21 protein-coding genes are annotated in these 24,111 nt (G+C 73.2%); 10 read left to right on the top strand and 11 right to left on the bottom strand.

The features are described 5' to 3' along the window. Positions 1-13: 13 nt before the first annotated feature. From E7744_RS13160 to E7744_RS13150, 3 genes are read right to left on the bottom strand one after another with little or no spacing between them, the layout of a single operon-like run. The gene (locus E7744_RS13160) at positions 14-1,255 is read right to left on the bottom strand and encodes a M20 family metallopeptidase (RefSeq protein WP_137774506.1); all 1,242 of its coding nucleotides are present in this window, start codon (positions 1,253-1,255) and stop codon (positions 14-16) included. A gap of 53 nt (positions 1,256-1,308) precedes the next feature. Further along, positions 1,309-2,589: a PLP-dependent aminotransferase family protein gene (locus E7744_RS13155; RefSeq protein WP_137774505.1), complete on the bottom strand. Its 1,281-nt coding sequence runs from the start codon at positions 2,587-2,589 to the stop codon at positions 1,309-1,311. A gap of 3 nt (positions 2,590-2,592) precedes the next feature. Beyond that, positions 2,593-3,867 carry a M24 family metallopeptidase gene (locus E7744_RS13150; protein WP_137774504.1) on the bottom strand — a complete coding sequence of 425 codons (1,275 nt, stop codon included), beginning with the start codon at positions 3,865-3,867 and terminating at the stop codon, positions 2,593-2,595. 168 nt (positions 3,868-4,035) lie between these two features. Here E7744_RS13150 and E7744_RS13145 point away from each other — a divergent pair, with 168 nt between their 5' ends. Genes E7744_RS13145 through E7744_RS13135 form a run of 3 tightly spaced genes read left to right on the top strand, consistent with a single transcriptional unit; the run spans position 4,036 to position 6,951 of the window. Beyond that, positions 4,036-5,256 carry an acetyl-CoA C-acyltransferase gene (locus E7744_RS13145; protein ID WP_137774503.1) on the top strand — a complete coding sequence of 407 codons (1,221 nt, stop codon included), beginning with the start codon at positions 4,036-4,038 and terminating at the stop codon, positions 5,254-5,256. After that, entirely contained in the window at positions 5,256-6,044 is a 789-nt protein-coding gene (locus tag E7744_RS13140) for an enoyl-CoA hydratase/isomerase family protein (protein ID WP_137774502.1), read from the top strand. Before E7744_RS13145 ends, E7744_RS13140 begins: the two co-directional genes overlap by 1 nt. Before the next feature lie 7 nt (positions 6,045-6,051). Beyond that, a complete protein-coding gene (locus tag E7744_RS13135; RefSeq protein WP_137774501.1) occupies positions 6,052-6,951 on the top strand; it encodes a 3-hydroxyacyl-CoA dehydrogenase family protein in 900 nt (299 codons plus the stop codon). 86 nt (positions 6,952-7,037) lie between these two features. Here E7744_RS13135 and E7744_RS13130 read toward each other — a convergent pair whose 3' ends face one another. Genes E7744_RS13130 through E7744_RS13120 form a run of 3 tightly spaced genes read right to left on the bottom strand, consistent with a single transcriptional unit; the run spans position 7,038 to position 12,558 of the window. Then, the gene (locus E7744_RS13130) at positions 7,038-9,566 is read right to left on the bottom strand and encodes a GNAT family N-acetyltransferase (RefSeq protein ID WP_137774500.1); all 2,529 of its coding nucleotides are present in this window, start codon (positions 9,564-9,566) and stop codon (positions 7,038-7,040) included. Then, complete coding sequence (locus tag E7744_RS13125; protein ID WP_137774499.1) at positions 9,563-10,960, bottom strand: lysine N(6)-hydroxylase/L-ornithine N(5)-oxygenase family protein; 1,398 nt, start codon at positions 10,958-10,960, stop codon at positions 9,563-9,565. Before E7744_RS13125 ends, E7744_RS13130 begins: the two co-directional genes overlap by 4 nt. Continuing rightward, on the bottom strand, positions 10,957-12,558 hold the full coding sequence (locus tag E7744_RS13120; protein ID WP_137774498.1) for an aspartate aminotransferase family protein: 1,602 nt from the start codon (positions 12,556-12,558) through the stop codon (positions 10,957-10,959). Before E7744_RS13120 ends, E7744_RS13125 begins: the two co-directional genes overlap by 4 nt. 227 nt (positions 12,559-12,785) lie before the next feature. Here E7744_RS13120 and paaZ point away from each other — a divergent pair, with 227 nt between their 5' ends. After that, positions 12,786-14,915, top strand: a complete 2,130-nt coding sequence (gene paaZ, locus E7744_RS13115; RefSeq protein WP_137774497.1) for a phenylacetic acid degradation bifunctional protein PaaZ — start codon at positions 12,786-12,788, stop codon at positions 14,913-14,915. Between the two features lie 257 nt (positions 14,916-15,172). On the opposite strand, the gene E7744_RS13110 is transcribed toward paaZ, so the two are convergent. The 3 genes from E7744_RS13110 to paaI all read right to left on the bottom strand — a co-directional run bounded on the left by E7744_RS13110 (position 15,173) and on the right by paaI (position 17,696). Next, a complete protein-coding gene (locus tag E7744_RS13110; protein ID WP_137774496.1) occupies positions 15,173-15,787 on the bottom strand; it encodes a TetR family transcriptional regulator in 615 nt (204 codons plus the stop codon). A gap of 28 nt (positions 15,788-15,815) precedes the next feature. Then, a complete protein-coding gene (locus E7744_RS13105) occupies positions 15,816-17,135 on the bottom strand; it encodes a phenylacetate--CoA ligase family protein (RefSeq protein WP_137774495.1) in 1,320 nt (439 codons plus the stop codon). A gap of 117 nt (positions 17,136-17,252) precedes the next feature. After that, positions 17,253-17,696 (bottom strand): hydroxyphenylacetyl-CoA thioesterase PaaI, encoded by a 444-nt coding sequence (gene paaI, locus E7744_RS13100; RefSeq protein ID WP_137774494.1) that lies wholly within the window; start codon positions 17,694-17,696, stop codon positions 17,253-17,255. A gap of 258 nt (positions 17,697-17,954) precedes the next feature. Here paaI and paaA point away from each other — a divergent pair, with 258 nt between their 5' ends. From paaA to E7744_RS13070, 6 genes are all read left to right on the top strand, one after another. Next, the gene (paaA, locus tag E7744_RS13095; protein WP_137774493.1) at positions 17,955-18,947 is read left to right on the top strand and encodes a 1,2-phenylacetyl-CoA epoxidase subunit PaaA; all 993 of its coding nucleotides are present in this window, start codon (positions 17,955-17,957) and stop codon (positions 18,945-18,947) included. Beyond that, positions 18,944-19,276 (top strand): 1,2-phenylacetyl-CoA epoxidase subunit PaaB, encoded by a 333-nt coding sequence (gene paaB, locus E7744_RS13090; RefSeq protein ID WP_137774492.1) that lies wholly within the window; start codon positions 18,944-18,946, stop codon positions 19,274-19,276. The genes paaA and paaB overlap by 4 nt, the downstream gene beginning before the upstream one ends. Beyond that, on the top strand, positions 19,273-20,148 hold the full coding sequence (gene paaC / locus E7744_RS13085; RefSeq protein WP_137774491.1) for a 1,2-phenylacetyl-CoA epoxidase subunit PaaC: 876 nt from the start codon (positions 19,273-19,275) through the stop codon (positions 20,146-20,148). Before paaB ends, paaC begins: the two co-directional genes overlap by 4 nt. Before the next feature lie 19 nt (positions 20,149-20,167). Continuing rightward, positions 20,168-20,662, top strand: coding sequence for a 1,2-phenylacetyl-CoA epoxidase subunit PaaD (gene paaD / locus E7744_RS13080; RefSeq protein ID WP_137774490.1), 495 nt, complete (start codon positions 20,168-20,170; stop codon positions 20,660-20,662). Next, positions 20,659-21,834, top strand: a complete 1,176-nt coding sequence (gene paaE, locus E7744_RS13075; RefSeq protein WP_137774489.1) for a 1,2-phenylacetyl-CoA epoxidase subunit PaaE — start codon at positions 20,659-20,661, stop codon at positions 21,832-21,834. Before paaD ends, paaE begins: the two co-directional genes overlap by 4 nt. Positions 21,835-21,980: 146 nt before the next feature. Continuing rightward, the gene (locus E7744_RS13070) at positions 21,981-22,772 is read left to right on the top strand and encodes an enoyl-CoA hydratase/isomerase family protein (protein ID WP_137774488.1); all 792 of its coding nucleotides are present in this window, start codon (positions 21,981-21,983) and stop codon (positions 22,770-22,772) included. A gap of 9 nt (positions 22,773-22,781) precedes the next feature. On the opposite strand, the gene E7744_RS13065 is transcribed toward E7744_RS13070, so the two are convergent. Next, on the bottom strand, positions 22,782-23,264 hold the full coding sequence (locus tag E7744_RS13065) for a hypothetical protein (RefSeq protein ID WP_137774487.1): 483 nt from the start codon (positions 23,262-23,264) through the stop codon (positions 22,782-22,784). Between the two features lie 232 nt (positions 23,265-23,496). Further along, entirely contained in the window at positions 23,497-23,946 is a 450-nt protein-coding gene (locus E7744_RS13060) for an Lrp/AsnC family transcriptional regulator (RefSeq protein WP_137774486.1), read from the bottom strand. Positions 23,947-24,111: the final 165 nt, after the last annotated feature.

The following is a 24,111-nucleotide window of genomic DNA, read 5'->3' as shown; positions in this document are numbered from 1 at the left end:
GGGCTCCGGGGCGTCAGCCGAGCAGGCGCAGGGCGGCCAGGGCGTAGGCCCGCGCGGCGATCACCAGTTCCTCCACGCCCACCGACTCGTCGACCTGGTGGGCCTGGTCGTTCAGGCCGCCGGGGCCCATGACGACGGTGGGGACCCCGTGGTCTCGCGCGATGAAGCCGCCGTCGCACGCCGCGGTCCAGCCGCCCACCGAGGCGGGGCCGCCCAGGGCGGCGACGGCGTCGTGCATCGTGCGGACCAGCGGGTGGTCCGGGGCGGTGCGGAACCCGGGCATGGCCATGGTGACCTCGGCGGAGACCGAGATGCCGTCCCCCGGGATCCCGGCGGCATCCACCGCGGCGAGCAGTTCCCGGACGATGAGCTGGGGGTCCTCGTCCGGCATCAGCCGGCGGTCCAGCCACACGTGGCACGAGGGCGCGACCATGGAGGAGGTGCGCCCGCCCTCGATCCGTCCCACGTTCCAGCTGCCCGCGCCCAGGAGGGGATCGCGGTCCCGCTGGCGGCGCTCGTGGTCCGCCCGCACCACCTCGAGCACGCGGGACGCGGCGTCAATGGCGTTGCGCCCGTCGGCCGGGCGGCCGGAGTGCGCGGGGACCCCGGTGACCTCGAGCTCCACGTAGGCGTCCCCCCGGCAGGCCACCACGGTCTGCAGGTCCGTGGGCTCGGCGACCACGCAGCCGCGGAAGGCGCGGCCCAGCCCGCGCCGCGCCAGGTGCCGGATCCCGAGCCCCAGGTCCTCCTCGTCCACGGTGCAGGCCAGGCGCACGGGCCCGGTGAGCGGGACCTGCGCGCGGCGCAGGGCGTCCAGGGCGACGACGACGGCCGCGAGCCCGCCCTTCATGTCCGTGGCGCCGCGCCCGTACAGCCGACCGTCCGCGACGACCGAGCGGAAGGGCTCCCGGCTCCACCCGGGGCCGGCGGGCACCACGTCCGAGTGCCCCAGGAACAGCAGGCCGGGGCCGTCCCCCACGGGTCCGCCCGGGGGCAGTTCCACGTCCACGTTCGGGCGTCCGGGGGCCACGGCGTCCAACCGGACGGCGAGCCCGCGGGCGCGCCCGGCCTGCTCGAGGACCTGCGCGGTGCGCTCCTCCGTCCCTCCCGGGTTCTCCCCGCCGGCGTCCACGAGCGCCCGCGTCAGCGCGACCACGTCGTCGGATCGGATGGACTCCAGCACCGCGCGCTCGGCCTCGGACACCGCCGGGGCGGCGCCCTCCCGGGACGCCTCCGCGGGCCCCGCCGCGGGCATCCCCCCGGGTCCCGCCGCGGGGGCGGGCGGGCGGCCCGCCGGCGGCCGCGCGCTCAGCGGTCCACCTCCGCGCGGGCGATGTCCAGCGCCCTCGCCAGCCGCTGCACGCCGATCTCGGTGCGCTCCGGCGTCGTGGAGGCGAAGCACAGCCGGAAGGCGTCCCCGAACCGCCCGGCCGGGGACAGCGCCGGACCGGGGATGAACGCCACGCCCTCCGCGAGGGCGATCTCGAACAGCCGCGAGGCGGAGACCCGGGCGTCCTCGCCCTGCAGCGTCACCCAGAGGAAGAAGCCGCCCTCGGGGTCGGTGGTCCTCACGCGCGGTCCGAGGTGCCGGGCGATCGCGGCGTCCATGGCCTCCTTGCGCCGGCGGTACTCGACGCGCAGGCGGGCCAGGTGGTCGTCGTAGCCGCCCTGGCGCACGAAGCGCTCCACGATGTGCTGGCCGGGCACGTTCGTGCAGGTGTCCATGGCCTGCTTGCCGGCGATGAGCAGGTGGCGCAGCCGCGGGTCGGCGTCCACCCAGCCCACGCGCAGTCCCGGGGCCAGGACCTTGGAGAAGGTGCGCACCGAGAACACGAGCGGGTCGTCCGGGCTGAGCTCCCGGAACCCGGGGACCCGGGTGCCGGCGAAGCGCAGGCTCCCGTACGGGTCGTCGTCGAGGATGACCGAGCCCCAGTGGTGCGCGAGGTTCAGCAGGCGGCGCCGGCGCGGTTCGCTGAGGGTCGTGCCGGAGGGGTTCTGGAAGGTGGGGATCGTGTAGATGACGCGGGGCAGCCGCCCGGTCGAGGCCACCAGGTCCTCGAGCGCGTCCACGTCCATCCCGTCCCGGTCCACGGGGACCTCCAGCACGTCCGCGCCGTAGCTCAGGGCCGTGCCGGACCCGTTGGTGTACGTGGGGCTCTCCACCGCCACGAGGTCCCCGGGGTCCACGAACAGCTTGAACGCCAGGTCCAGCCCCTGCATGCCGCCGGAGGTGATGACGAGGCGGTCGGGGTGCGTGGGCTCGGGCGTGGTGGAGTGGTGCTCCACCACCGTCTCGATCAGCCCGGGCTCGCCCTCCGTGGCGCCGTAGGTGAAGGAGTCGTGGTCCAGGACCTCCGCGGCGATCCGGCGGAACTGCTCGGCGGGCACGGACTCGGCCGCCGGGGCCCCCATGGCGAACCGGACGATGTCGTGCGTCTGGGCGGCCAGCAGGGAGGTGGAGGAGTCGATGACCGAGCCGACGAGGCCGTCGGCGCGGCGGGCCAGGGGCAGCCTGCCGCGGAGGGGGTCGCCGGCGGTGCCGCGCCGGGTGGTGAGGTCTCCCAGGGTGGTGATGGGGGTGATGGTCATGGCTCACTTCCTGATGAGGGCTCGGGGGAAGGCGGTCAGGGTCTCGGTCCCGGTGGCGGTGACGCGGATGGACTCGGAGGCCTCGTAGCCGTAGCCGGTCATCCACATGCCGCAGATGAGGTGGAAGGTCATGTCCTCGGCCAGGACGGTCTCGTCCTCCGAGCGGATGCTGATGGTGCGCTCGCCCCAGTCCGGCGGGTAGCCGATGCCGATGGAGTAGCCCAGCCGGCTGGGCTTCTCCAGGCCGTGGGCGGCCAGCGTCCGGTTCCAGGCCGCGGAGAGGTCCCGCACCGGCACGCCCGCGGCGGTGACGTCCAGGACTGCCTGGAGCCCCGCGGCCACGGCCTCCTCCAGGCGCAGCAGCTCGTCCGTCGGTGGGCCGAGCATCACCGTCCGGGCCAGTGGGACGTGATAGCGCCGGTGCACCCCGGCCAGCTCCACGACCACGGCCTCGCCCTCCCGCAGCACCCGGTCCGACCACGTCAGGTGGGGCGTGTCCGCGGAGGCGCCGGTCGGGAGCATGGGGGCGATGGCGGGGAAGTCGCCCCACGCCTCCTCCGCGCCCAGCACCTGGGCGGCGGCGATGCGCGCCGCCACGTGGTGCTGGGGGACGCCCGGCTCGATCGCGTCGATCGCCGCCTGCATCGCGGCGGTGGTCACGCGCGCGGCCGTGCGCAGGTACTGGACCTCGGCCGCGGACTTCACGGCGCGCACCCAGTTCACCAGCTCGAACGAGTCGACCAGCGTCCACTCGGGCAGGGCGTTGACCAGGGCCCGGTAGGCCTTGGGGGAGAAGAAGTGGGAGTCCATCTCCAGCCCCACGCAGCCGCGTGCGGCGGGGGCGATCAGCTCGCGGCGCCGCAGGGCGAAGGCGACCCAGTCGAAGGGGTGCAGGTGGGGCCGGTGCACGTACCGCTCGGGGTAGCCGATGACCTGCTCCGCGGGCAGCCACGAGGTCCGGAACGCGCCGTGGGCGTCCATCTCCCGCAGGAACAGGAGCATGTCCCCCTCGGCCGGGACGAAGAGCATCTGCGGGGTGTAGAAGGACCACGCGTCGTAGCCCGTGAGGTAGAACAGGTTCGCCGGGTCCGTGACGACCAGGGCGGAGAGTCCCTGGGCGGCCATCCGGCGGCGGACCGCGCGCAGGCGCCCGGCGTACTCCTCCGCGGAGAACAGCGGGGCCCGCACGTCCGGCGAGTCCGCCGGCAGGTCCGGGACCGCGGCGGCTCCGGGGTGGTCGCCGGCGGCGGGGCCGACGTACGGGTAGGAGGTGGCCATGACCCATCTTCGAATCCGTCCATCCTATTGTCAACAATAGACGGGGAGGGGCGTCATGTGGTTGCCCCGCCCCGTGTGACCCGGAATACTGTAGGTGAACGATCGGTCGGTAATTCCCTGGCCGTCTCCCGCGCCCGGTCCCCGGACCGGTTCCCCGAACGGAGTCCCATGACTGCAGCATTCCTCGTCGGCGGTGCCCGCACCCCCGTCGGCCGCTACGGCGGCGCCCTGTCCTCCGTCCGCCCCGACGACCTGGCCGCCCTGGTGGTCGGCGCCGCCGTCGAGCGCGCCGGCATCGACCCGGGCGTGGTGGACGAGGTCATCCTCGGCAATGCCAACGGCGCCGGCGAGGAGAACCGCAACGTGGCCCGCATGGCGTGGCTGCTCAACGGCTTCCCGGACCACGTGCCGGGCATCACGGTCAACCGCCTGTGCGCCTCCGGGATGAGCGCCATCCAGATGGCCTCGCACATGATCCAGGCCGGGGAGGCGGACGTCGTCGTCGCCGGCGGCGTGGAGTCCATGTCCCGCGCCCCCTGGGTGATGGAGAAGCCGGCCAAGCCCTTCGCCAAGCCCGGCGAGGTCTACGACACCTCCATCGGCTGGCGCTTCCCCAACCCCGCCTTCCTGTCCGGGGAGTACTCCCGGGATGGCAAGGCCACGTACTCGATGCCGGAGACCGCCGAGGAGGTCGCCCGCGTCTACGGCACCTCCCGCGAGGACTGCGACGCCTTCGCGGTGCGCTCCCACGAGCGTGCCCTGGCCGCCATCGAGGCCGGCCGCTTCGCCGCGGAGATCGTCCCCGTGACGGTCAAGGGCCGCAAGGGCGCCGAGACGGTCGTGGACACGGACGAGGGCCCGCGCCCGGGCACCACCCTCGAGGTCCTCGCCGGCCTGCGCCCGGTCGTCAAGGGCGGCTCCGTGGTGACCGCGGGCAACGCCTCCACGCTCAACGACGGCGCCTCGGCGATCATCGTGGCCTCCGAGGCCGCGATCGAGAAGTACGGGCTCGCCCCGCGCGCCCGCATCCTGGGCGGTGCCTCCGCCGGGCTGGCCCCGGAGATCATGGGCATGGGCCCGGTCCCGTCCTCCCGCAAGGTGCTCGAGCGCACCGGGACCGCGGTCGGCGACCTGGCCGCCGTCGAGCTCAACGAGGCCTTCGCCTCCCAGTCGCTGGCCAGCATGCGCGAGCTCGGCCTGGACGCCGGCATCGTCAACAACGACGGCGGCGCGATCTCCCTGGGGCACCCGCTCGGCTCCTCGGGCTCCCGCCTCGTCATCACCCTGCTGGGCCGGCTCGAGCGCGAGGCCTCGGCCGGGGCGCGCGGCCTGGCAACCATGTGCGTGGGCGTCGGCCAGGGCTCCGCCCTGCTGGTGGAGGCGGTCTGATGACGGCGACGCTGGAGGCCCGGGAGTTCACCACGCTGCAGCTCGAGGAGCGCGAGGACCGGCTCGTCGCCCGGCTGCACCGCCCGGAGGTCCGCAACGCGATCGACCAGGCGATGGTGGACGAGCTGCACGCCGTCTGCGCCCACCTGGAGCGCAGCCCCAAGGTGCTCATCCTCACCGGGACGCCGTCCGACCCGGAGGCCGGGACGAAGGGCATCTTCGCCTCCGGCGCGGACATCGCCCAGCTGCGCGAGCGGCGCCGGGACGACGCCCTGGCCGGGATCAACTCCACGATCTTCGACCGGATCGCGAAGCTGCCGATGCCGGTGATCGCCGCCCTGGACGGCTACGCCCTGGGTGGCGGGGCCGAGCTGGCCTACGCCGCGGACTTCCGCATCGGCACCGAGGCCCTGCGCATGGGCAACCCCGAGACGAACCTCGGCATCCTGGCCGCCGCCGGCGCCACGTGGCGGCTGCGGGAGCTCGTGGGGGAGCCGCTGGCCAAGGAGGTCCTGCTCGCCGGCAAGGTGCTCAAGGGCGCCGAGTGCCTGGCCGCCGGGCTCATCACCGAGCTGGTGGAGCCGGAGGCCCTGATGGACGCCGCGCACGCGCTGGCCGACCGGATCGCCGCGCAGGACCCGTTGGCCGTGCGCATCACCAAGTCCGTGTTCCACACCCCGCGGGAGGTCCATCCCGTGATCGACACCCTGGCCCAGGGCATGCTCTTCGAGTCCCAGGCCAAGTTCGACCGGATGCAGGCGTTTCTCGACAAGAAGAACAGGAAGTAGGACCGTCATGACCGAATCGACCGCACCGACCGGGGCGTCCGCCCCCACCGCCGTCCAGGCCACCGTGCCCGCCACCGTGGGCGTGCTCGGCGGCGGGCGGATGGGCGCCGGGATCGCCCACGCCTTCCTGATCAAGGGCTCCGACGTCGTGGTCGTGGAGCGGGACGAGGCCGCGGCCGAGGCCGCGCAGGAGCGCGTGGAGTCCTCGACCGCGAAGTCCCTCGAGCGCGGCGTGCTGGACGGGAACCTCGACGCGATCCTGGAGCGGTTCTCCGTCTCCGTGGACCGCTCCGCGTTCGACGACCGCGAGCTGGTGATCGAGGCCGTGCCGGAGGACTGGGACCTGAAGGTGTCCTCCCTGCAGGCGGTGGAGCGGCACCTGTCCGAGACTGCCGTGCTGGCCTCGAACACCTCCAGCCTGTCCGTGACCGGCCTCGCGGAGCAGCTGCAGCGCCCGGAGCGGTTCCTCGGCCTGCACTTCTTCAACCCGGTGCCGGCCTCCACCCTCGTGGAGGTGGTGATCGGCAAGCAGACCGCCCCCGAGCTGGTGGACGCGGCCCGCGGCTGGACCGCCGGCCTGGGCAAGACCGCCGTGGTGGTCAACGACGCCCCGGGCTTCGCCTCGTCCCGGCTGGGCGTGGCGATCGCCCTGGAGGCGATGCGGATGGTCGAGGAGGGCGTGGCCAGCGCCGAGGACATCGACAACGCGATGGTGCTGGGCTACAGGCACCCCACCGGGCCGCTGCGCACCACGGACATCGTGGGGCTGGACGTGCGCCTGGGCATCGCCGAGTACCTCGCCTCGACCCTGGGCGAGCGGTTCGCCCCGCCGGCCATCCTGCGGGAGAAGGTCGCCCGCGGCGAGCTCGGCCGCAAGACCGGCAAGGGCTTCTTCGACTGGGAGTGAGGCCCCGCGCCCAGCGGAGGCCCACGACGCCGGCCCCGGCCAGGACCACGGTCCTGTCCGGGGCCGGTGTGCGTCCGGTGGCGCGGCTACGCCGGGGCGCCGGCCGGCACCGGGACCCCCGCCGTGACCTCCGCCGTGGCCTCCGCCGCCGCGGCGATCGGGTTCTCCAGCTCCCCGGCGTAGGCCAGCGAGCCGGCCGGGTCCGCCAGGTCGATCATCTGCTGGTTGTTGCGCAGCTGCAGGCGGTTCAGGCAGGACAGCCGGAAGGCGGGGGCCAGCAGGCCGAGGGAGTCGAACCGCTCGGCCGACTCCGGGTGGCGGGCCCGGTAGTCCGTGAGCCGGCCGGCGACGACCGCCCAGAACCGCTCCTCGGTGACCAGCCCCTCGCGCACCAGGAGCGGGGCGAGGAAGCGCAGGAAGCAGTCCACGATGTCCGTCAGGACGGACAGCCCGTGGTCCTCGTCCGCCACCTCGGCCCGCAGCCGCTCGACCTCGGGCGGCAGGTCCGTGCGGTCCCCGAGCACGACGACCTCCTCCGCGAGGTCCTTGAGCAGCACCCGCACCGGGACGCCCTCGCGCAGCACGAGGATGACGTTCTCCCCGTGCGGCATGAACACGAGGTCGTGGCGCACGAGGCAGTGCACGAGCGGGACCAGGTAGGCCTCGAGGTAGCGCCCGAGCCAGTCCTCGGCCCCGAGCCCGGAGCGCCGGACGAGCTCGGCCACGAACGGGGTGCCGTGCCGGTCCACGTGCAGCAGCGAGGCCATGGTGGCGAGGTCCTCGCCCGGGCCGATCCGGGTGGCCGGGGACTCGCGCCACAGCGCCGCGAGCATCTTGCGGTAGGGCGAGTGCCGGTCCGTCGCCTCGTGGAACAGCGGGTTGGAGTACCCCACGGCGGCGACCTCCCGGATGAGCTGGACCCGCTCCGGGTCCAGCTCGGGGTCGTCCGCGAACAGCCCGGCGAGCCAGTCGTTGATGGCCGGGGTGGACTCCATGTAGGCCGCGGAGAGCCCGCGGAGGAAGCCCATGTTGAGCACGGACAGGGCGGTCTTGACGTAGTGGCGCTCCGGGCGGGTGCGGTTCAGGAACGTCCGGATGGACTGCTGCGGCTGGTACAGGTCCTCGGTCGGGCCCAGGTGCACGAGGTGGCCCGTGGCGACGTCGGCGGCGAAGGTCACCGAGAGCCGGTTCCGCCACTGCCAGGGGTGCACCGGCAGGGGGAGGAACTCCTCGGGGTCCAGGCCGGTGCGCGCGCACGCGGCGGCCAGCCGGGACCGGAAGGCCTCGCGCAGTCCCGGGCCGAGCTCCGCCGCCAGGAGTTGGTCGAGGTCCAGGCCGTCGACCGCCGTGAACCGGGCCCGGCTGCGGTGCGCGGCCACCCACTCCAGGGGCAGGGCGGATCCCGTCTCCGGGGCCAGCGCGAGGTAGTCCTCGGCGCCGAGCCCGAGGCGGCCGTTGTTGGCCACGAAGCACGGGTGCCCCTCCGTCATCGCCGCCTCGAGCCGCTGGAAGTCCGCCACGGGGTCGCCGGTGCCGGCGGCGAGCTCCGCCGCCGTGGCGGTGGAGTGCAGCTGCTTGTAGCAGTGCGAGGCCAGCGTGCTGCCGACCTCCTCGAGGTACACCGGCAGCTGGGCCGCCGAGATGCCCAGGACGTCCCGGAAGGCCGTGACGAACCGCTGGGCGTCGGGGGCCTCCTCGGTCCACCCGGGCCCCTCGGTCCGGCGCTCGCAGGTGAGCGAGCCGGCGTCGACGTCCCAGTGGTCCAGGGCGTGGCGCCGGGCGCGGAACCGGTAGCGCATCCCGGGTCCCTCCAGCAGCCACGCGGCGGCTCCCGTTCCCGTGCCCGCCTCGGGCTGCGCGTCCGGGTCCGGGACGGGGGCGAGCAGCCGCTCGTGGCTGAACTCCGCGATCGCCTTGGCGGTGACGTGCCGGTTGGCCGCGGCCCAGCGCGCCGGGTCCAGGTGGGCGACGGCCCCACTGGGCCGGCCGGTCGCCGCCGCGAAGTCCACGCGCGTGCAGAAGGACAGCTGCGCGGTCTTCGCCGGCGCCCCGCCGTCGGCCGGGAGCTCGATCCGGCCCACCGGGCGGAAGCCGCAGCGGGCGTTGAGGGCCTGGATCGCGGTGTTCCGCGCGTCGGGCTCCACGACCACGCGCAGCACGGCCGGGTCCGCGAAGACGTGCTCGAGCGAGGCCTCGAGGGCAGCGGCGCTGAACCCGGGCTCCGCGCCGCCGGCCTGGGCCGGGTCGGGCAGCAGCAGGTGCAGCCCGGCGTCGCCGTGCTGCCACGCGTACCGGCCGGCCAGCACCGAGTGCGCCGGGTCGTAGGTCTCCAGCAGGAACGCCGGCCGGTCGCCGCGCTCGCGGTCCAGGGCCAGCAGCGCCCGGTGGTGCGGGTCGGCCGCGAGGCGCTCGTGCTCGGCGCGGACCTCCGCCATGGACGCGCCGGTCAGTCCCCAGAAGCGCGCCCGCTCCGGGGAGGTCCAGGCGTGCAGCAGGGCGGCGTCCTCCGCCGGGCGCACGGGGCGGAAGGCGAAGCGCGGGGCTCCCGGGGGCGTCGCGGACGCCTGGGTCGTGGGGTCCGCAGCGGTCGTGGGGCGGGGGGTCGTCGGGGTCATCGCAGGGCCTCCTCGAGGCGGGCGGCGTGGGCCGCGGGGTCGGTGGGACGGGTGGCGGTTGCGCCGGTGGTGAAGGGGGCGTACGGCTCGTGGGCGCCGGGCGTGCCGAAGTCCTGGAAGGCGATGCGCCGCTCCACGGCGTAGTGCTCGTGCCCGGCGAGCCGGTTCACGATCAGCGCGTTGCGGTAGGCGCCCATGCCCAGGTCGGGGGCGGTGAAGCCGTGGGTGTGCAGCTCGGCGTTCTGCACGAACACGTCGCCGTGGCGGCCGATGCCGTAGCCGCGGTCCACGTCCCAGCGCCCGTCCGGCAGCCGCCGCAGCCGGTCCTCGATCCCGGCCAGGAACGCCGGCTCGCGGTAGCCGTACCCGGTGGCCAGCACGACGGCGTCCGCGCGGCACTCGTGCACCCCGCCGTCGTCCGCGTGGCGCAGGGAGAGCACCAGCTCCCCACCCCGGTCCTCGAGGTGCTCGAGCGTGGTGGCGGTGCGCAGCGTCGCCGGGACGGGACCGTGCACGCTGGCCTCGTAGAGCATGTCGTAGAGCCGGTTGAGCAGGTCCGCGTTGACACCCTTGTACAGCGCGGCCTGGCCGGCGGAGAGCCGGTCCCGCACCGCCTGCGGCAGCGCCGTGAAGTGGTCGATGTAGTCCGGGGACGTCATCTCCAGGGTCGGCTTGGTGTACTCCATGGGCACGAACCGCGGCGAGCGGGTCACCCACGTCAGGTGCCGGTGGCCGGCACCCGGGGTCCCGCCGATGAGGCCGCCGAGCAGGTCCGTGAACACCTCGGCCGCGCTCTGGCCGCTGCCGACGACGGCCACGCGCCCGGCCGCGGCCAGCCGCTCCCGGGCGGGCAGGTACCCGGCCGAGTGCACCACGCGGGGATCCGCGCGCAGGGCGACCGGGACGGCGTCGGGCATCACCGGCTCCGTGCCGGTGCCGAGCACGAGGGACCGGGCGCGCAGGGTGCGCGGGCCGTCCGGGGTGGTGGCGGTGACGGTGTACGCCCGGCCGTCGTGGTCGACGGTTTCCACCCGGTGGCCGTAGCGGACCGGCAGCCGCTCGGCGGCCCAGGCGAGGTACCGCGCGTACTCGGGACGCAGGGCGTGGAAGTCCTCCCGGATGTAGAACGGGTACAGCCGGCCGGTCTCCTTGAGGAACGCCAGGAAGGACAGCGGGTGCGTGGGATCGGCCATGGTCACGAGGTCGGCGAGGAACGGGACCTGCAGGTGCGTGCCCTCGAGCATCATGCCGGGGTGCCACTGCGGCCCCTCGCGGGCCTCGAGGACCACGGCGTCCACCCCGGCCGGCCCGGCGAGGGCGGCCAGCCCGAGGTTGAACGGCCCGGCGCCGATCGCGAGGACGTCGTGCGTGGGGGTCTCGTGCGTCGTGCTCATGCCGCCACCGCCGTCCGGGCCAGGACGCGGCCGTGCCGGAGAATGCCGTCGAGGATCGCGGCCACGTCCTCGGGGGTGGTGCGCGGGTTGAGCAGGGTGAGCTTCAGGTGCCGGCGGCCGGCCACGGTGGTCGCGGCGACCATCGCCTCCCCCGAGCGGTACAGGGCGCGGCGGACGGCGTCGTTGAGGGCGTCGACGGCGGCGGGGCCCGGGACGGTGCCGCCGGGCCCCGGGCCCTCGGCCGCGGTACCGTCGGGGTGCCTGTCGCCGGGGCGCTCGCCGCCGGACCCGGCGGGCCGGCCGTCGTCGAGCGCCGGCTCGTAGCGGAACACCACGGTGCCCAGCTGGACGGGCGCGGCCAGCACGAGTCCCGGCGTGTCCGCCACGAGGCGGCCGGCCTCGGCGGCCAGGTCCAGGGTGGCGTCGAACAGGATGCCCAGGGTGTCCGCGCCCAGGGAGCGCAGGGTGACCCACAGCTTGAGGGCGTCGAAGCGGCGCGTGGTCTGCAGGGACTTGTCCACCTGGTTCGGGCTCGCGGGGTCCCGGTGGGGGTTGAGGTAGTCGGCGTGGTGGGTGATGTGCGCGAAGTGCGCGCCGTCCCGCAGCAGCAGGGCACTCGAGCCGATCGGCTGGAAGAAGGACTTGTGGAAGTCCACGGTCACGGAGTCGGCGCGCTCGATCCCGTCCAGCAGGTGCCGGCGCGTGGGGGAGGCCAGCAGCCCGCAGCCGTAGGCGGCGTCCACGTGGAACCAGGCCCCCACGCCCCGGGCGACGTCGGCCGCGTCCTCGAGGGGGTCGATGGCCCCGAAGTCGGTCGTCCCGGCCGTGGCGACGACGGCCAGGGGCCGCAGCCCGGCGGCGCGGTCCCGCTCGACGGCCCGCTCCAGGGCGACCGCGTCCATGCGGTGGTGACGGTCCACGGGGACACGCACCACGGCCTCGGCGCCCAGGCCGAGCTGGGCCGCCGAGCGGACGATGCTGAAGTGGCTGTCCGCGGAGGCGTACACGCGCCAGCCGGCCAGCCGGCCGGGCAGGGGGCCGGCGCCGGCCACCGCGCGGTTGCGGGCCACGAGCAGCGCCTGCAGGTTGGACTGCGTCCCGCCGCTCGTGAAGACGCCGTCCGCCGCGGCCCCGAGCCCGCAGCGGCCGGCCGCCCAGTCCACGAGGCGCCGCTCGACCAGGGTGGCCCCGGCCGACTGGTCCCACGTGTCCATGGAGGTGTTGATGCTCGTCACGAGCGCCTCGGCCGCGACCGCCGGCAGCGCCACGGGGCAGTTGAGGTGGGCGGCGTAGCGCGGGTGGTGGAAGTAGACCGCGTCGTCCAGGTACAGTCCCGCGGCCTCGGCCAGGGCCGCCTCCGTGGAGCCCAGCGGGCGGTCCAGGTCCACGGCCGTGAACCGGCCGGCGAGGTCCTCGGGGTCCGGTCCCGTGGTCGGGCCCTGGGCCCGCACCAGCGCGGAGGCGGCCAGCAGGGTGGCGGTGCCGGCGTGCTGGACCAGGCGGTGGGCCGTCTCCCCCGTCAGGAGGGCGTCCTCCGCCGGGTCGGGCGCCGCGGCGGACGGGTGGGGCAGCGTGTCGGTCGTGCTGGGTGCGGTCATGGTGTCCCTTCGGTTATGAGGTTAGCCTTACCTAACCGGGGGACATTAAAGACACACTCATGGGAGGTATTTCAACTGGACCTTCGGCCAGGACCGCCCCGTGACGTCGTGGGACGCGGCAGGACCGCCGGCCGGAGGCGCGGAGTCGACGCCGGGCCTGTGCTCTGCGCCACGCTGCTGTTAGGCTGGGAAACAATACTGACCGATCGTTCAGAAAGGTATGTCGGATGACCACGCAGACCGCCGTGCACACCGTCCCCAGTTACGTCCTCGACCAGTGGTGGACCCCGGAGGAGGGCTCCCGGACGAACGATGTCCTCGACGCCAGCACCGGCGAGGTCCTGGCCCACTTCGGCGCCGAGGGCCTCGACCTGGCCGCCGTCCTCGAGCACGGCCGGACCGTGGGCCAGCGCTCGCTGGGCGAGCTGACCCTCCACGAGCGCGCCCTGAGGCTCAAGGAGCTGGCCCTGTACCTCAACGGCCGGCGCGAGGAGCTCTACGAGCTCTCCCACCGCACTGGCGCCACCAAGGTGGACAACATGGTGGACATCGACGGCGGCATCGGCGTGCTGTTCACCTTCTCCTCGAAGGGCCGCCGCGAGCTGCCCAACGCCAACGTCATCCAGGACGGCGGGATCGAGCCGCTGTCCAAGGACGGCTCCTTCATCGGCACCCACGTCTACACCCGCATCCCGGGCGTGGCCGTGCAGGTCAACGCCTTCAACTTCCCCGTGTGGGGCATGCTGGAGAAGTTCGCCCCGGCCTTCATCGCGGGCGTGCCCACCGTGGTCAAGCCGGCCACCCCGACCGGCTACGTCACCGAGGCGGCCGTGCGCGTCATGGTCGAGTCCGGCCTGCTGCCGGCCGGCTCCCTGCAGCTGATCTCCGGCTCGGCCCGCGGCCTGCTGGACGTCATGGACTACCGGGACATGATGGCCTTCACCGGCTCGGCGTCCACCGCCCAGTCCCTGAAGTCCCACCCGAACGTCGTCACCGGCGGCGTCCGCCTCACCGCCGAGACCGACTCCCTCAACGCGGCCATCCTGGGCCCCGACGCCGTCGAGGGCACTCCCGAGTTCGACGCCTTCGTCAAGGCCGTCGTCACCGAGATGACCGTCAAGGCCGGCCAGAAGTGCACCGCGATCCGCCGCGCGATCGTCCCCGAGGCCCAGCGCGAGGCCGTCGGCCGCGCGATCGCGGCCCGGCTCGAGCAGCGCGTGGTGGTGGGCGACCCCCGCGCGGAGGGCGTCACCATGGGCGCCCTGGCCTCCCTGGGCCAGCTCCAGGACGTGCGCGGCGCCGTGGAGGACATGATCGCCGCCGGCGGCGAGCTGGCCTACGGCAGCCTGGACGCCCCCACCGTGCGCACCGCCTCCGGCGAGCAGGCCGTGGTGGAGGACGGGGCCTTCATGTCCCCGATCCTGCTGACCTGGGCGGACGCGGAGAACGAGGTGGTGCACTCCCGCGAGGCCTTCGGCCCGGTCAGCTCGCTGATCGGCTACTCGGACGTGGCGGACGCCATCCGCCTGGCCGCCCGCGGCTCCGGCTCCCTCGTGGCCACCGTCTGCACCAACGATCCGGACGTGGCCCGCGAGCTGACCGTCGGCATCGCCGGCCACCACGGCCGCGTGCACCTGCTGAACCGGGAGACCGCCAAGACCTCCACGGGCCACGGCTCGCCCGTCCCGCATCTCGTCCACGGCGGACCCGGCCGGGCCGGCGGCGGCGAGGAGCTCGGCGGCATCCGCTCCGTCATGCACCACATGCAGCGCACCGCCCTGCAGGGCTCGCCCAACCTGCTCACCGCCGTGACCGGCGTGTGGCAGACCGGGGCGGACCGGCGCATCGCGGGCTCCGAGGCGTACGGCGCGGAGCCCGGCAACGTGCACCCGTTCCGGAAGTCCCTCGCGGAGCTGCGCGTGGGCGACGCCCTGGCCTCCGACCTGCGCCAGGTCACCCAGGAGGACATCACCGCCTTCGCCCACACCACGGGGGACACCTTCTACGCCCACGTGAACCCGAAGGCCGCCGAGGCCAACCCGTTCTTCCCGGGCACCGTGGCCCACGGCTACCTGCTCGTGGCCTGGGGCGCCGGGCTGTTCGTGGAGCCGGCCCCGGGCCCGGTGCTGGCCAACTACGGCCTGGAGAACCTGCGCTTCATCACCCCGGTGGCCGCCGGCGACTCCATCCGCATCACCCTCACCGCCAAGAAGATCACGCCGCGCGTGACGGACGACTACGGCGAGGTGGCGTGGGACGCCGTCATCCACAACCAGCGGGACGAGATCGTGGCCACCTACGACGTGCTGACGCTCGTGGAGAAGGAGGACACCATCTACAAGGACTGGCAGGACTGACCCTCCCGCCGCCCGGCTGGGACGGCAGGACACGACGACGGCGGGCCGTCCCGGGAGATCCGGGGCGGCCCGCCGTCGTCCGTGCCACGGACTCCGCGCGTGCGCCAGGCGCGCCCGTGCGGCCCCGGGAACGCCGAGGGGCGGGGCGGCCGCGTGGCCGCCCCGCCCCTCGGCGTGCATGGCGATGTCCGGGGTGGGGTGCGTGGTGGGCGGGTGCGCCCCTGCCGCGGCGTCCCCGGGACGCCACGGCAACCGCCTCACGCCCGGGCGCGCAGCCCGTCCACGATCATCGCGATCGCGTTCTCCTCGAGCTGCTCCGGCGAGCCCGGCCCGTTCGGCTTGTACCACTCCACGAGCGAGTTGATCATGCCGAACATGAGCCGGGTGGTGGTGCGCGGGTCCACGTCCGTGCGCACCTTCCCCTCGGCCTGGGCGGCGATCATCAGGTCCGTGACCTTCCGGTCCACCGCGCGCCGGCGCTCCAGCGCTTGGCGCTCCACCTCCGTGTTGCCGCGCAGGCGCAGCAGCAGGGTCACGTACGGCTGGCGCTCGATCAGCACGCGGATGGTGCTGCGCAGGATGAACTCCAGCCGCTCGATCGCCGTGCCGTGCATGGCCTGCTCCTGGCGGCCGATGGCCTCCAGGGGCACGAGCGCCTCGTCGAGCGCCAGCCGCAGCAGGTCGCCCTTCGAGGGCACGTGGTGGTAGATCGCGGACTTGCTGACCCCCAGCTCCTCGGCGAGCATGCCCATCGAGGTGGCGTCGTAGCCGTGCCGGTTGAAGACCCCCACGGCGATCTGCAGCACCGACTCCTGGTCGTAGCCGGGGCGTCCGCGCCGGGGCGCGGAGGTGGTCTTGGACGCGGGGGACACGGTCAGTCTCCTGGAGGTCGGCAGCGGGTCAGAGGTTGCGCAGGTCGTGGATCCGCTTCAGCTTACCGACCGAGCGGGGCAGGGACTCCGGGTCCACCACGTCGATCTGGCACGAGGAGCCCACGTGGATCTTGATGAGCTTCTGCAACTCCGCGCCGGCGGCGGTGGCGCGCTCGGCGGTGCAGTCGTCGCGGCGCTCGATCTTCACGGCCAGCTGGTCCATGCGCCCGGGGCGGGTGATCTCCAGCTGGAAGTGCGGGGACAGGCCCGGCACCTTGAGGGCGAGCTCCTCGATCTGGCTCGGGAACAGGTTCACCCCGCGCAGGATGATCATGTCGTCCGAGCGGCCCGTGATGCGGCCCATGCGGCGGTGGCCGGGGCGGTCGGTGCCGGGCAGCAGGCGGGTCAGGTCGTGGGTGCGGTAGCGGATGATCGGCAGGGCCTGCTTGGTCAGGGCCGTGAAGACCAGCTCGCCGTGCTCGCCGTCGCCGAGGACCTTGGTCTCGTCGAACGGGTCCAGGATCTCCGGGCGGAAGTGGTCCTCCCAGATGTGGCAGCCGTCCTTGGTGCGCCCGGACTCGCCGGCCACGCCGGGGCCCATGACCTCGGAGAGGCCGTAGATGTCGCATGCGTCGATGTCGAACATCTCCTCGAGCTCGTGGCGCATCTCCTCGGTCCACGGCTCGGCGCCGAGCACGGCCACCTTCAGCGAGGTCTTGCGCGGGTCCAGGCCCTGGCGCTGCATGGCGTCGCCGATGGTCAGCAGGTAGGTGGGGGTGCACAGGATCGCGTCCGGCTCGAAGTCGCGGATCAGCGTGATCTGCTTCTCGGTCTGGCCGCCGGACATGGGGATGACGGTGGTGCCGAGGCGCTCGGCGGCGGCGTGGGCGCCCAGGCCGCCGGTGAACAGGCCGTAGCCGTAGGCATTGTGGACCTTCCAGCCCTTCTGCACGCCGGAGATGCGCAGGCAGCGGGCGCCGAGCTTGGCCCAGTCGTCCAGGTCCTGCTGCGTGTAGCCGACCACGGTGGCACGGCCGGTGGTACCCGAGGAGGCGTGGATGCGGGCGACCTCCGGCTGCGGCACGGCGAACATGCCGAACGGGTAGGTCTTGCGCAGGTCCTCCTTGTCCGTGAAGGGGAACTTGGCCAGGTCGGCGAGCTCCTTGAGGTCGGACGGGTGGACGCCGGCGGCGTCGTACTTCTCGCGGTACAGCGGGACGCGGTCGTAGGCGTAGGCGACGGCGTGCTGGAGGCGTTCCAGCTGCAGGGACTCGATCTGGTCCCGGCTCATCGTCTCCTCCGGGTCGAGTCCGGCCGCGGACGCGGTGGTGGAGAGGGTCTCGGTCATCTGGGGGCCTCCAAATGCGGTGGGTGGGGGTCTGGTTGCCGGGGCGCCGGGGGACCGGCGACGCCGGCGGGGGACGTCAGGGAGAGGGGGCCGCCGGGCGGGGGCCCGGCGGGGCGGTCAGCGGGTGGACACGGTCCGGGACCGGCCGCGGAACTCGGCGATGACCTCGGTGCCGCCCTCGGGGAGGGACTGCAGGACCTGGATGTCGTAGATCCCGCTGCGGCCGGACTGCTGGCGGCGGTTCGCCACGGCCGTCAGCAGCCGGCCCGGGATGCCGGGCTTGAGGAAGTTGATGTCCACGCCGGAGGCGACCGTCATGGAGTCCGCCGAGCCCTCGGCCGGGTTGCAGGCCAGGGCGAACGCGGAGTCCGCGAAGGCGAAGACCATGCCGCCGTGGGCGATCCCGAAGCCGTTGAGCATCTCCTGCCGGAGGGTCATGGTGATGGTCGCGTGGCCGTCGGCGATGCGCTCGACGTCGATGCCCATCCAGGCGCTGGCGTGGTCGCCCTCGAGGAGGGCATGGCGCGTGCCGGTCTCCGCGGCGGTGCCGGACGTGGTCATGGGCGCTCCGATCTTTCTCTACTGAACGATCATTAGGTAATCCTAGAATGTGATGTGGGTCAAGTTCTGGTCCGCCGGGCCTCCCTCCGGGACGGCGGATCGCCGGAGACTCGGGGGTGTTGACGGGGTCACACCCCGTGGCTATATTACTGAACGAACGGTCGGTAAATACGATCGGGAACGACCCTGACCATGCACGGACAGCGGAACGCCCCTCCCGGGCCCGCTGCAGACAATCTCCAGAACGAGGTGGGCACCATGGCCGCAAACCAGGAAACCGGCGGGCACCTGACCGCCGTCCAGACGCCGGAGGAGGCCGCGGGCCAGAGCCGGTTCGACGAGATCATCGCCGAGGACTCCCGCATCGAGCCCCGGGACTGGATGCCCGAGGCCTACCGGAAGTCGCTGACCCGGCAGATGAGCCAGCACGCGCACTCCGAGATCATCGGCATGCAGCCGGAGGCGAACTGGATCACCCGCGCCCCAAGCCTGAAGCGCAAGTCCATCCTCATCGCCAAGGTGCAGGACGAGGCCGGCCACGGGCTGTACCTGTACTCCGCCACGGAGACCCTGGGCACGGACCGGGACACGCTGAACGACCAGCTGCTCGCCGGCCGCGCCAAGTACTCCTCGATCTTCAACTACCCGGCCCGCACGTGGGCGGACATGGGCGCCATCGGCTGGCTCGTGGACGGGGCGGCGATCGCCAACCAGGTCCCGCTGTGCCGCGCCTCCTACGGCCCGTACGGCCGCGCCATGGTGCGCATCTGCAAGGAGGAGTCCTTCCACCAGCGGCAGGGCTTCGAGATCCTGCTCGAGCTGGCCAACGGCACCGAGGCCCAGAAGAAGATGGCGCAGGACGCCATCGACCGCTTCTACGCCCCGGCCCTGATGATGTTCGGCCCGTCCGACCACGACTCGCCGAACTCCCAGCAGTCCATGGCCTGGAAGGTCAAGCGCTTCTCCAACGACGACCTGCGCCAGCGCTTCGTCGGGATGATCGCCGAGCAGGTCAAGGTCCTCGGCCTGACCCTGCCGGACCCGGAGCTCCGCTACGACGAGGAGACCGGCAAGTGGATCCACATGGAGCTGGACTGGGACGAGTTCAAGCGGGTGATCGCCGGCGGCGGTCCCTGCAACGCCCAGCGGATGGCACGCCGCCGCGAGGCCCACGAGGAAGGCGCCTGGGTCCGCGAGGCCGCGGCCGCCTACGCACGCAAGCAGCAGGAGCAGAAGGAACAGGTGGCATGAGCAAGACCAGCACCCCGAACGGCACGCAGTCCGCGACCTCGGCCCACTCGGCCGGCTGGCCCCTGTGGGAGGTGTTCGTGCGCTCCTCGCGCGGCCTGTCCCACGTGCACGCGGGCTCCCTCCACGCGCCGGACGCCGAGATGGCCGTGCGCAACGCCCGGGACCTGTACACCCGCCGCAACGAGGGCGTGTCCCTCTGGGTGGTCCGCTCCGAGGACATCATGACCTCGGACCCGGACGACAAGGACGCCATGTTCGAGTCGCCCAAGGGCAAGGACTACCGCCACGCCACCTACTACACCAAGAGCGAAGGGGTGAAGCACCTGTGAGCGGCACCTCCACCGGCCACGCGGCCGACCACAGCCTGGACAGCTACGGCGACGCGGCGGCCTCGGCCACCCGCGTGACCCCGGGCAACGCCCTGCGGCCCGAGGACATCGTGCTGCAGGACACCGCCCCGGCGAGCGAGGCCGCGGCGCAGTACGCCCTGCGGCTGGGCGACGACGCCCTCGTCTACGCCCAGCGCATGGCCCACTGGGTCTCCCGCGCCCCGGAGCTGGAGGAGGACGTCGCCCTCGGCAACATCACCCTGGACCAGCTCGGCCACGCCCGCTCCTTCCTGACCTACGCCGGCAAGGCGTGGGGCAAGACGGAGGACGACCTGGCCTACTTCCGCGAGGAGGAGGAGTTCACCTCCGTCCACCTCGTCGAGCAGCCCAACGGCGACTTCGCCGAGACCACCGTGCGCGGCCTGTTCCTGGCCATCTACCAGCACCTGCTCTACACGCGGCTGCTGGACTCGGCGGACGAGACCCTCGCCGCGATCTCCGCCAAGGCGCTCAAGGAGGTCGACTACCACCTCGAGCACTTCGAGATGTGGACGCTGCGCCTGGGCCTGGGCACCGACGAGTCCGCCCGCCGCATGCGGGTGGCCCTGGACAAGCTGTGGCCGTACGTGGACGAGCTGTTCACCGACGAGCCGCTGTACGACGAGCTCGAGGGCGTGGCCGTGCGCCCGTCCACGCTGCGCGCGGACTGGGACGCCCGCCTGGGCGAGCTGCTGGAGCGGGCCGGCCTGGCCGTCCCGCAGGTGCCCTACGCGATGTGCCACGGCCGCCGCGGGGAGCACTCCGAGCACCTGGGCTACATCCTCGCCGAGATGCAGGTGCTGGCGCGCAAGCATCCCGGCGCCACCTGGTAATCCCGTCAGGAGGACCACCATGACCCCGACCACCGCGACCGGCCGACTGCACGAGATCGCGTCCCGCGTGACGGACCCGGAGATCCCGGTCCTCACGATCGCCGACCTGGGCATCCTGCGGGACGTCGCCCAGGGGGGCGACGGGACCGTCGTCGTGACCATCACCCCGACCTACTCGGGGTGCCCGGCCATGGACGCCATCCGGCAGGACCTCGAGAAGGAGTTCACCGAGGCCGGCTACGAGAGGGTCCGCGTGGACCTGGTGCTCTCCCCGGCGTGGTCCACCGACTGGATCACCGACGAGGGCAAGGCCAAGCTCGAGGAGTACGGCATCGCCCCGCCCACCGGGAAGGGACACCGCGGCACGGTGACCCTCGGGATGACGGTGAAGTGCCCGCACTGCCATTCGCTGAACACCCGCGAGCTCTCCCGCTTCGGATCCACCTCCTGCAAGGCGCTGTACTCGTGCCGCGACTGCCTGGAACCCTTCGACTACTTCAAGGTGCTCTCATGACCGCTACCGCCGAAACCACCACCGCCGGCCGCCGCCGCGCCACCTTCCACGAGCTGGAGGTCGCCGAGGTCCGCCGCCTGACCGCCGACGCCGTCGAGGTCACGTTCGCCGTCCCCGAGGACCTGGCGGCCGACTACGACTACGCCCCCGGCCAGTACGTGGCCCTGCGCAAGGACCTGCCGGACGCCGAGGGCAACCTCCACGAGGTGCGCCGCAGCTACTCCATCTGCGCCGAGCCCCGGCCGGGCGAGGTCAAGGTGGCCATCAAGCGGGACCTCGGCGGGGTCTTCTCCACGTGGGCCAACGAGAACCTGCAGGCGGGGGACCGGATCGAGGTCATGAGCCCGGCCGGCGCGTTCATCTCCAAGCACCGGATGACCGGGATGAACGACCCGGAGTCGATCGACACGGACACGGAGCACACCTTCGTGGCCGTGGCCGCGGGCTCGGGCATCACCCCGGTGATCGCCATCGCCCGCACCGTGCTGGCCGCGAACGAGAATGTCCGGTTCGACCTGGTCTACTCGAACAAGGCCGCCATGGACGTGATGTTCCTCGAGGAGCTCGCCGACCTGAAGGACCGCTACCCCTCCCGGTTCGCCCTGCACCACGTGCTGACGCGCGAGCAGCGGATCTCCCCGCTGCTGTCCGGGCGGATCGACCACGAGAAGCTCTCCACCCTGCTGACCACCGTGATCCAGCCGGACACCGTGGACGAGTGGTTCCTGTGCGGACCGTTCGAGCTGGTCCAGATGGTCCGGGACGAGCTGGGCAGCCTGGGCGTGGATGCGGACAAGGTCCGCTTCGAGCTGTTCACCACCGGCGACCCGGGCAAGGGCCGGCCGGAGGGCAACATCGGCCGCCCCGTGGTGGTGGACGAGAAGGGCGAGAACTTCGACATCGCCTTCACCCTGGACGGCCTGCAGAACGAGGTGAAGTCCCCCAAGGGCCAGCGCGAGACCGTGCTCAACGCCGCCCTGCGCGTGCGCCCGGACGTCCCCTTCGCCTGCGCCGGCGGCGTGTGCGGCACGTGCCGCGCCAAGGTCGTCGAGGGCTCGGTGGAGATGGACGAGAACTACGCGCTGGAGCCGGACGAGATCGAGAACGGCTACGTGCTGACCTGCCAGTCCCACCCCACCACGGACAAGCTCGTCGTCAACTTCGACGCCTGATCCGTCCAGCGCCGTCCCCGCCGGTCTCCACCGGCGGGGACGGCGCCGTTCGTCCTGCCACGGCCGCCGGAGGCCGCGGCGCCACGTCCCCCCTTTCCGCCAGCACCCCTTCCGCCAGCTTCACCATCCACCGCCAGGAGGCACGCATGATCGACCTGACCATCGCCGACGGGATCGCCGAGGTGGTCCTCAACGCCCCGGAGAAGATGAACGCCCTGGACGAGGCGGCACTGGCCGAGCTCGGCCGGGCGTACGACGACGCCGCTGCCGCCGCCGGCCGCGGCGAGGTGCGGGCCCTGCTGCTGCGCGGCGAGGGCCGTGGCTTCTGCGCGGGCCGGGACATCTCCCGGGTCACCCCCGCCGACGACGACGTGCTGGGCTACCTGGGCGGCAAGGTCACCCCGCTGCTGCAGTCCATGAGCGCCTTCCCGGCGCCCACGTTCGCCGCGGTGCAGGGCGCGTGCCTGGGCGTCGGGCTGGGCCTGGCGATCGCCACGGACGTGGTCTACGTGGCCGAGAACGCGAAGATCGGCTCGCCGTTCGCCAACCTCGGCGCCACCCTCGACTCGGGCGGCCACTGGCTGTTCACCGAGCGGCTGGGCACCCACCGGACGCTGGACCTGATCTACACCGCCGAGCTGATCAGCGGGGCCGAGGCCGTGGCCTCCGGGCTGTTCTCCCGCGCCATGCCCGCCGAGTCGCTGCTCGAGGACACCCGGGCGATCGTGGCCCGCGTGGCGCAGGGGGCCACCGGGGCGTTCGTGGCCTCCAAGGAGCTCGTGGCGCAGGTGCGCGACCAGCGGCTGGGGCTGTGGGAGTCCATGGCGAACGAGAACCAGGCCCAGGCGGACCTGTGCGGCACCGAGGACTACGCCGAGGGCTTCGCCGCCTTCCAGCAGAAGCGCACGCCGGTCTTCACCGGCACCGCCGGCCGCTGACCTCCCCGGTCAGCCGCTGACGGGCGGGACGATACCCTCCGGCAGGCGCTCGGCGCCGAGCTGGCTGGACATCACCATCTGCAGGTCCTGCGGGTCCATGGCCGCCGCGCCCCACATCATCGCGCCGAAGGCGATCGCGGACACCACGAGCCAAGCCAGGGTGATCCGGCCCAAGAACCGCAGCTCGCGGCGCGTCTCCGCGCCCCGTGCGGAGCTCAGCGTGGCCAGGCGCAGCTGGGTCCGGTCCACGGGGCTCAGGCGCACGGCGCCGCCGTCGAGGTGGTTGGGGGCGCTGTCCATCCCGCCGTCCCGCAGCGCGGCGACGGTGCGGTTCGTCCGCGCGTCCTGGCGGAAGGACTCGATCCGGTCCCCGTGGCGTGCCAGCAGGATGTCCTCGCCGAGCGGCCCGGGCTGGGCGGTCGCGAGGGAGCGGCGGCCGCGGCGGGGCGCGCGCCGGGTGGCTGCGGGGCGGGGGGATTCAGGCGGGGTCACCCTGACAGGGTAGGGCCGGTGAGGGCCCCGGATCCGCGGGATCCCGGGGATCTGTCGCCAATTTCACCGCCCCCTGTGAGCCACGGAATGGGGGTGTGTGAGCCACGGGATGAGGGCGTGTGACCGGGCGGACAGGCCCGACGGCGGCCGGCCCGGGGCGTGCCCCCGTCCGTCGTCCGCGCCCGGTCCCCAGCGTACCCCGGCCCGGTGGGCGAGGTGCCCGGCGCCCGGCTCAGCGCGTGTCCATGTCCTCGAAGATCACGAACGTCTGGGTGTCCAGCACCCCGGGCAGCGGCTGGATGAGGTCGAAGACCACGCGGCGCAGGTCCAGGTTGTCCCGGGCGCGCACGAGCAGCAGGACGTCGAAGTTCCCGCCCACCAGGCTCACGTGGTAGACCTCCGGGATCCTCGCCAGGGCGTCCTTGACCTCCCGCCAGCCGTGCTGGCGCAGCTTGAGCGTGACGTACGCGGAGGAGCGCAGCCCGGCCCGCACGGGGTCCACCACGGCGCTGTAGCGGGTGATCACCCCGTCCTCCTGCAGCCGGTTGATGCGGGCGTAGGCGTGGGCGCGGGAGATGTGGACCTTCTGCGCCAGGGCGGTGACGGACTGCCGGCCGTCCCGCGTGAGCTCGGCCAGGATGCGCTCGTCCACGGAATCGATCCGTGCGGGCATCTTGTCCATGGTGGTTCCTCCCCGGACCCGGGTCGTCCGGGCGTCGTCGCGTCCGTGGAGCCTCCGTCCACGGACCCCGGGCGTGGGCCCGAAGCATCCATCAGGCTATGCACGAACGGACAATCTGTCCACGATCCCGCCGGATTGCGGCGACGAACCATCGACCGGGTCCAC

The sequence above is a fragment of the Citricoccus sp. SGAir0253 genome (genome assembly GCF_005877055.1).
Taxonomy (GTDB): domain Bacteria; phylum Actinomycetota; class Actinomycetes; order Actinomycetales; family Micrococcaceae; genus Citricoccus.
The sequence above is the reverse complement of the archived record's forward strand: the minus strand, read 5'-3'. Positions and strand labels throughout refer to the sequence as shown.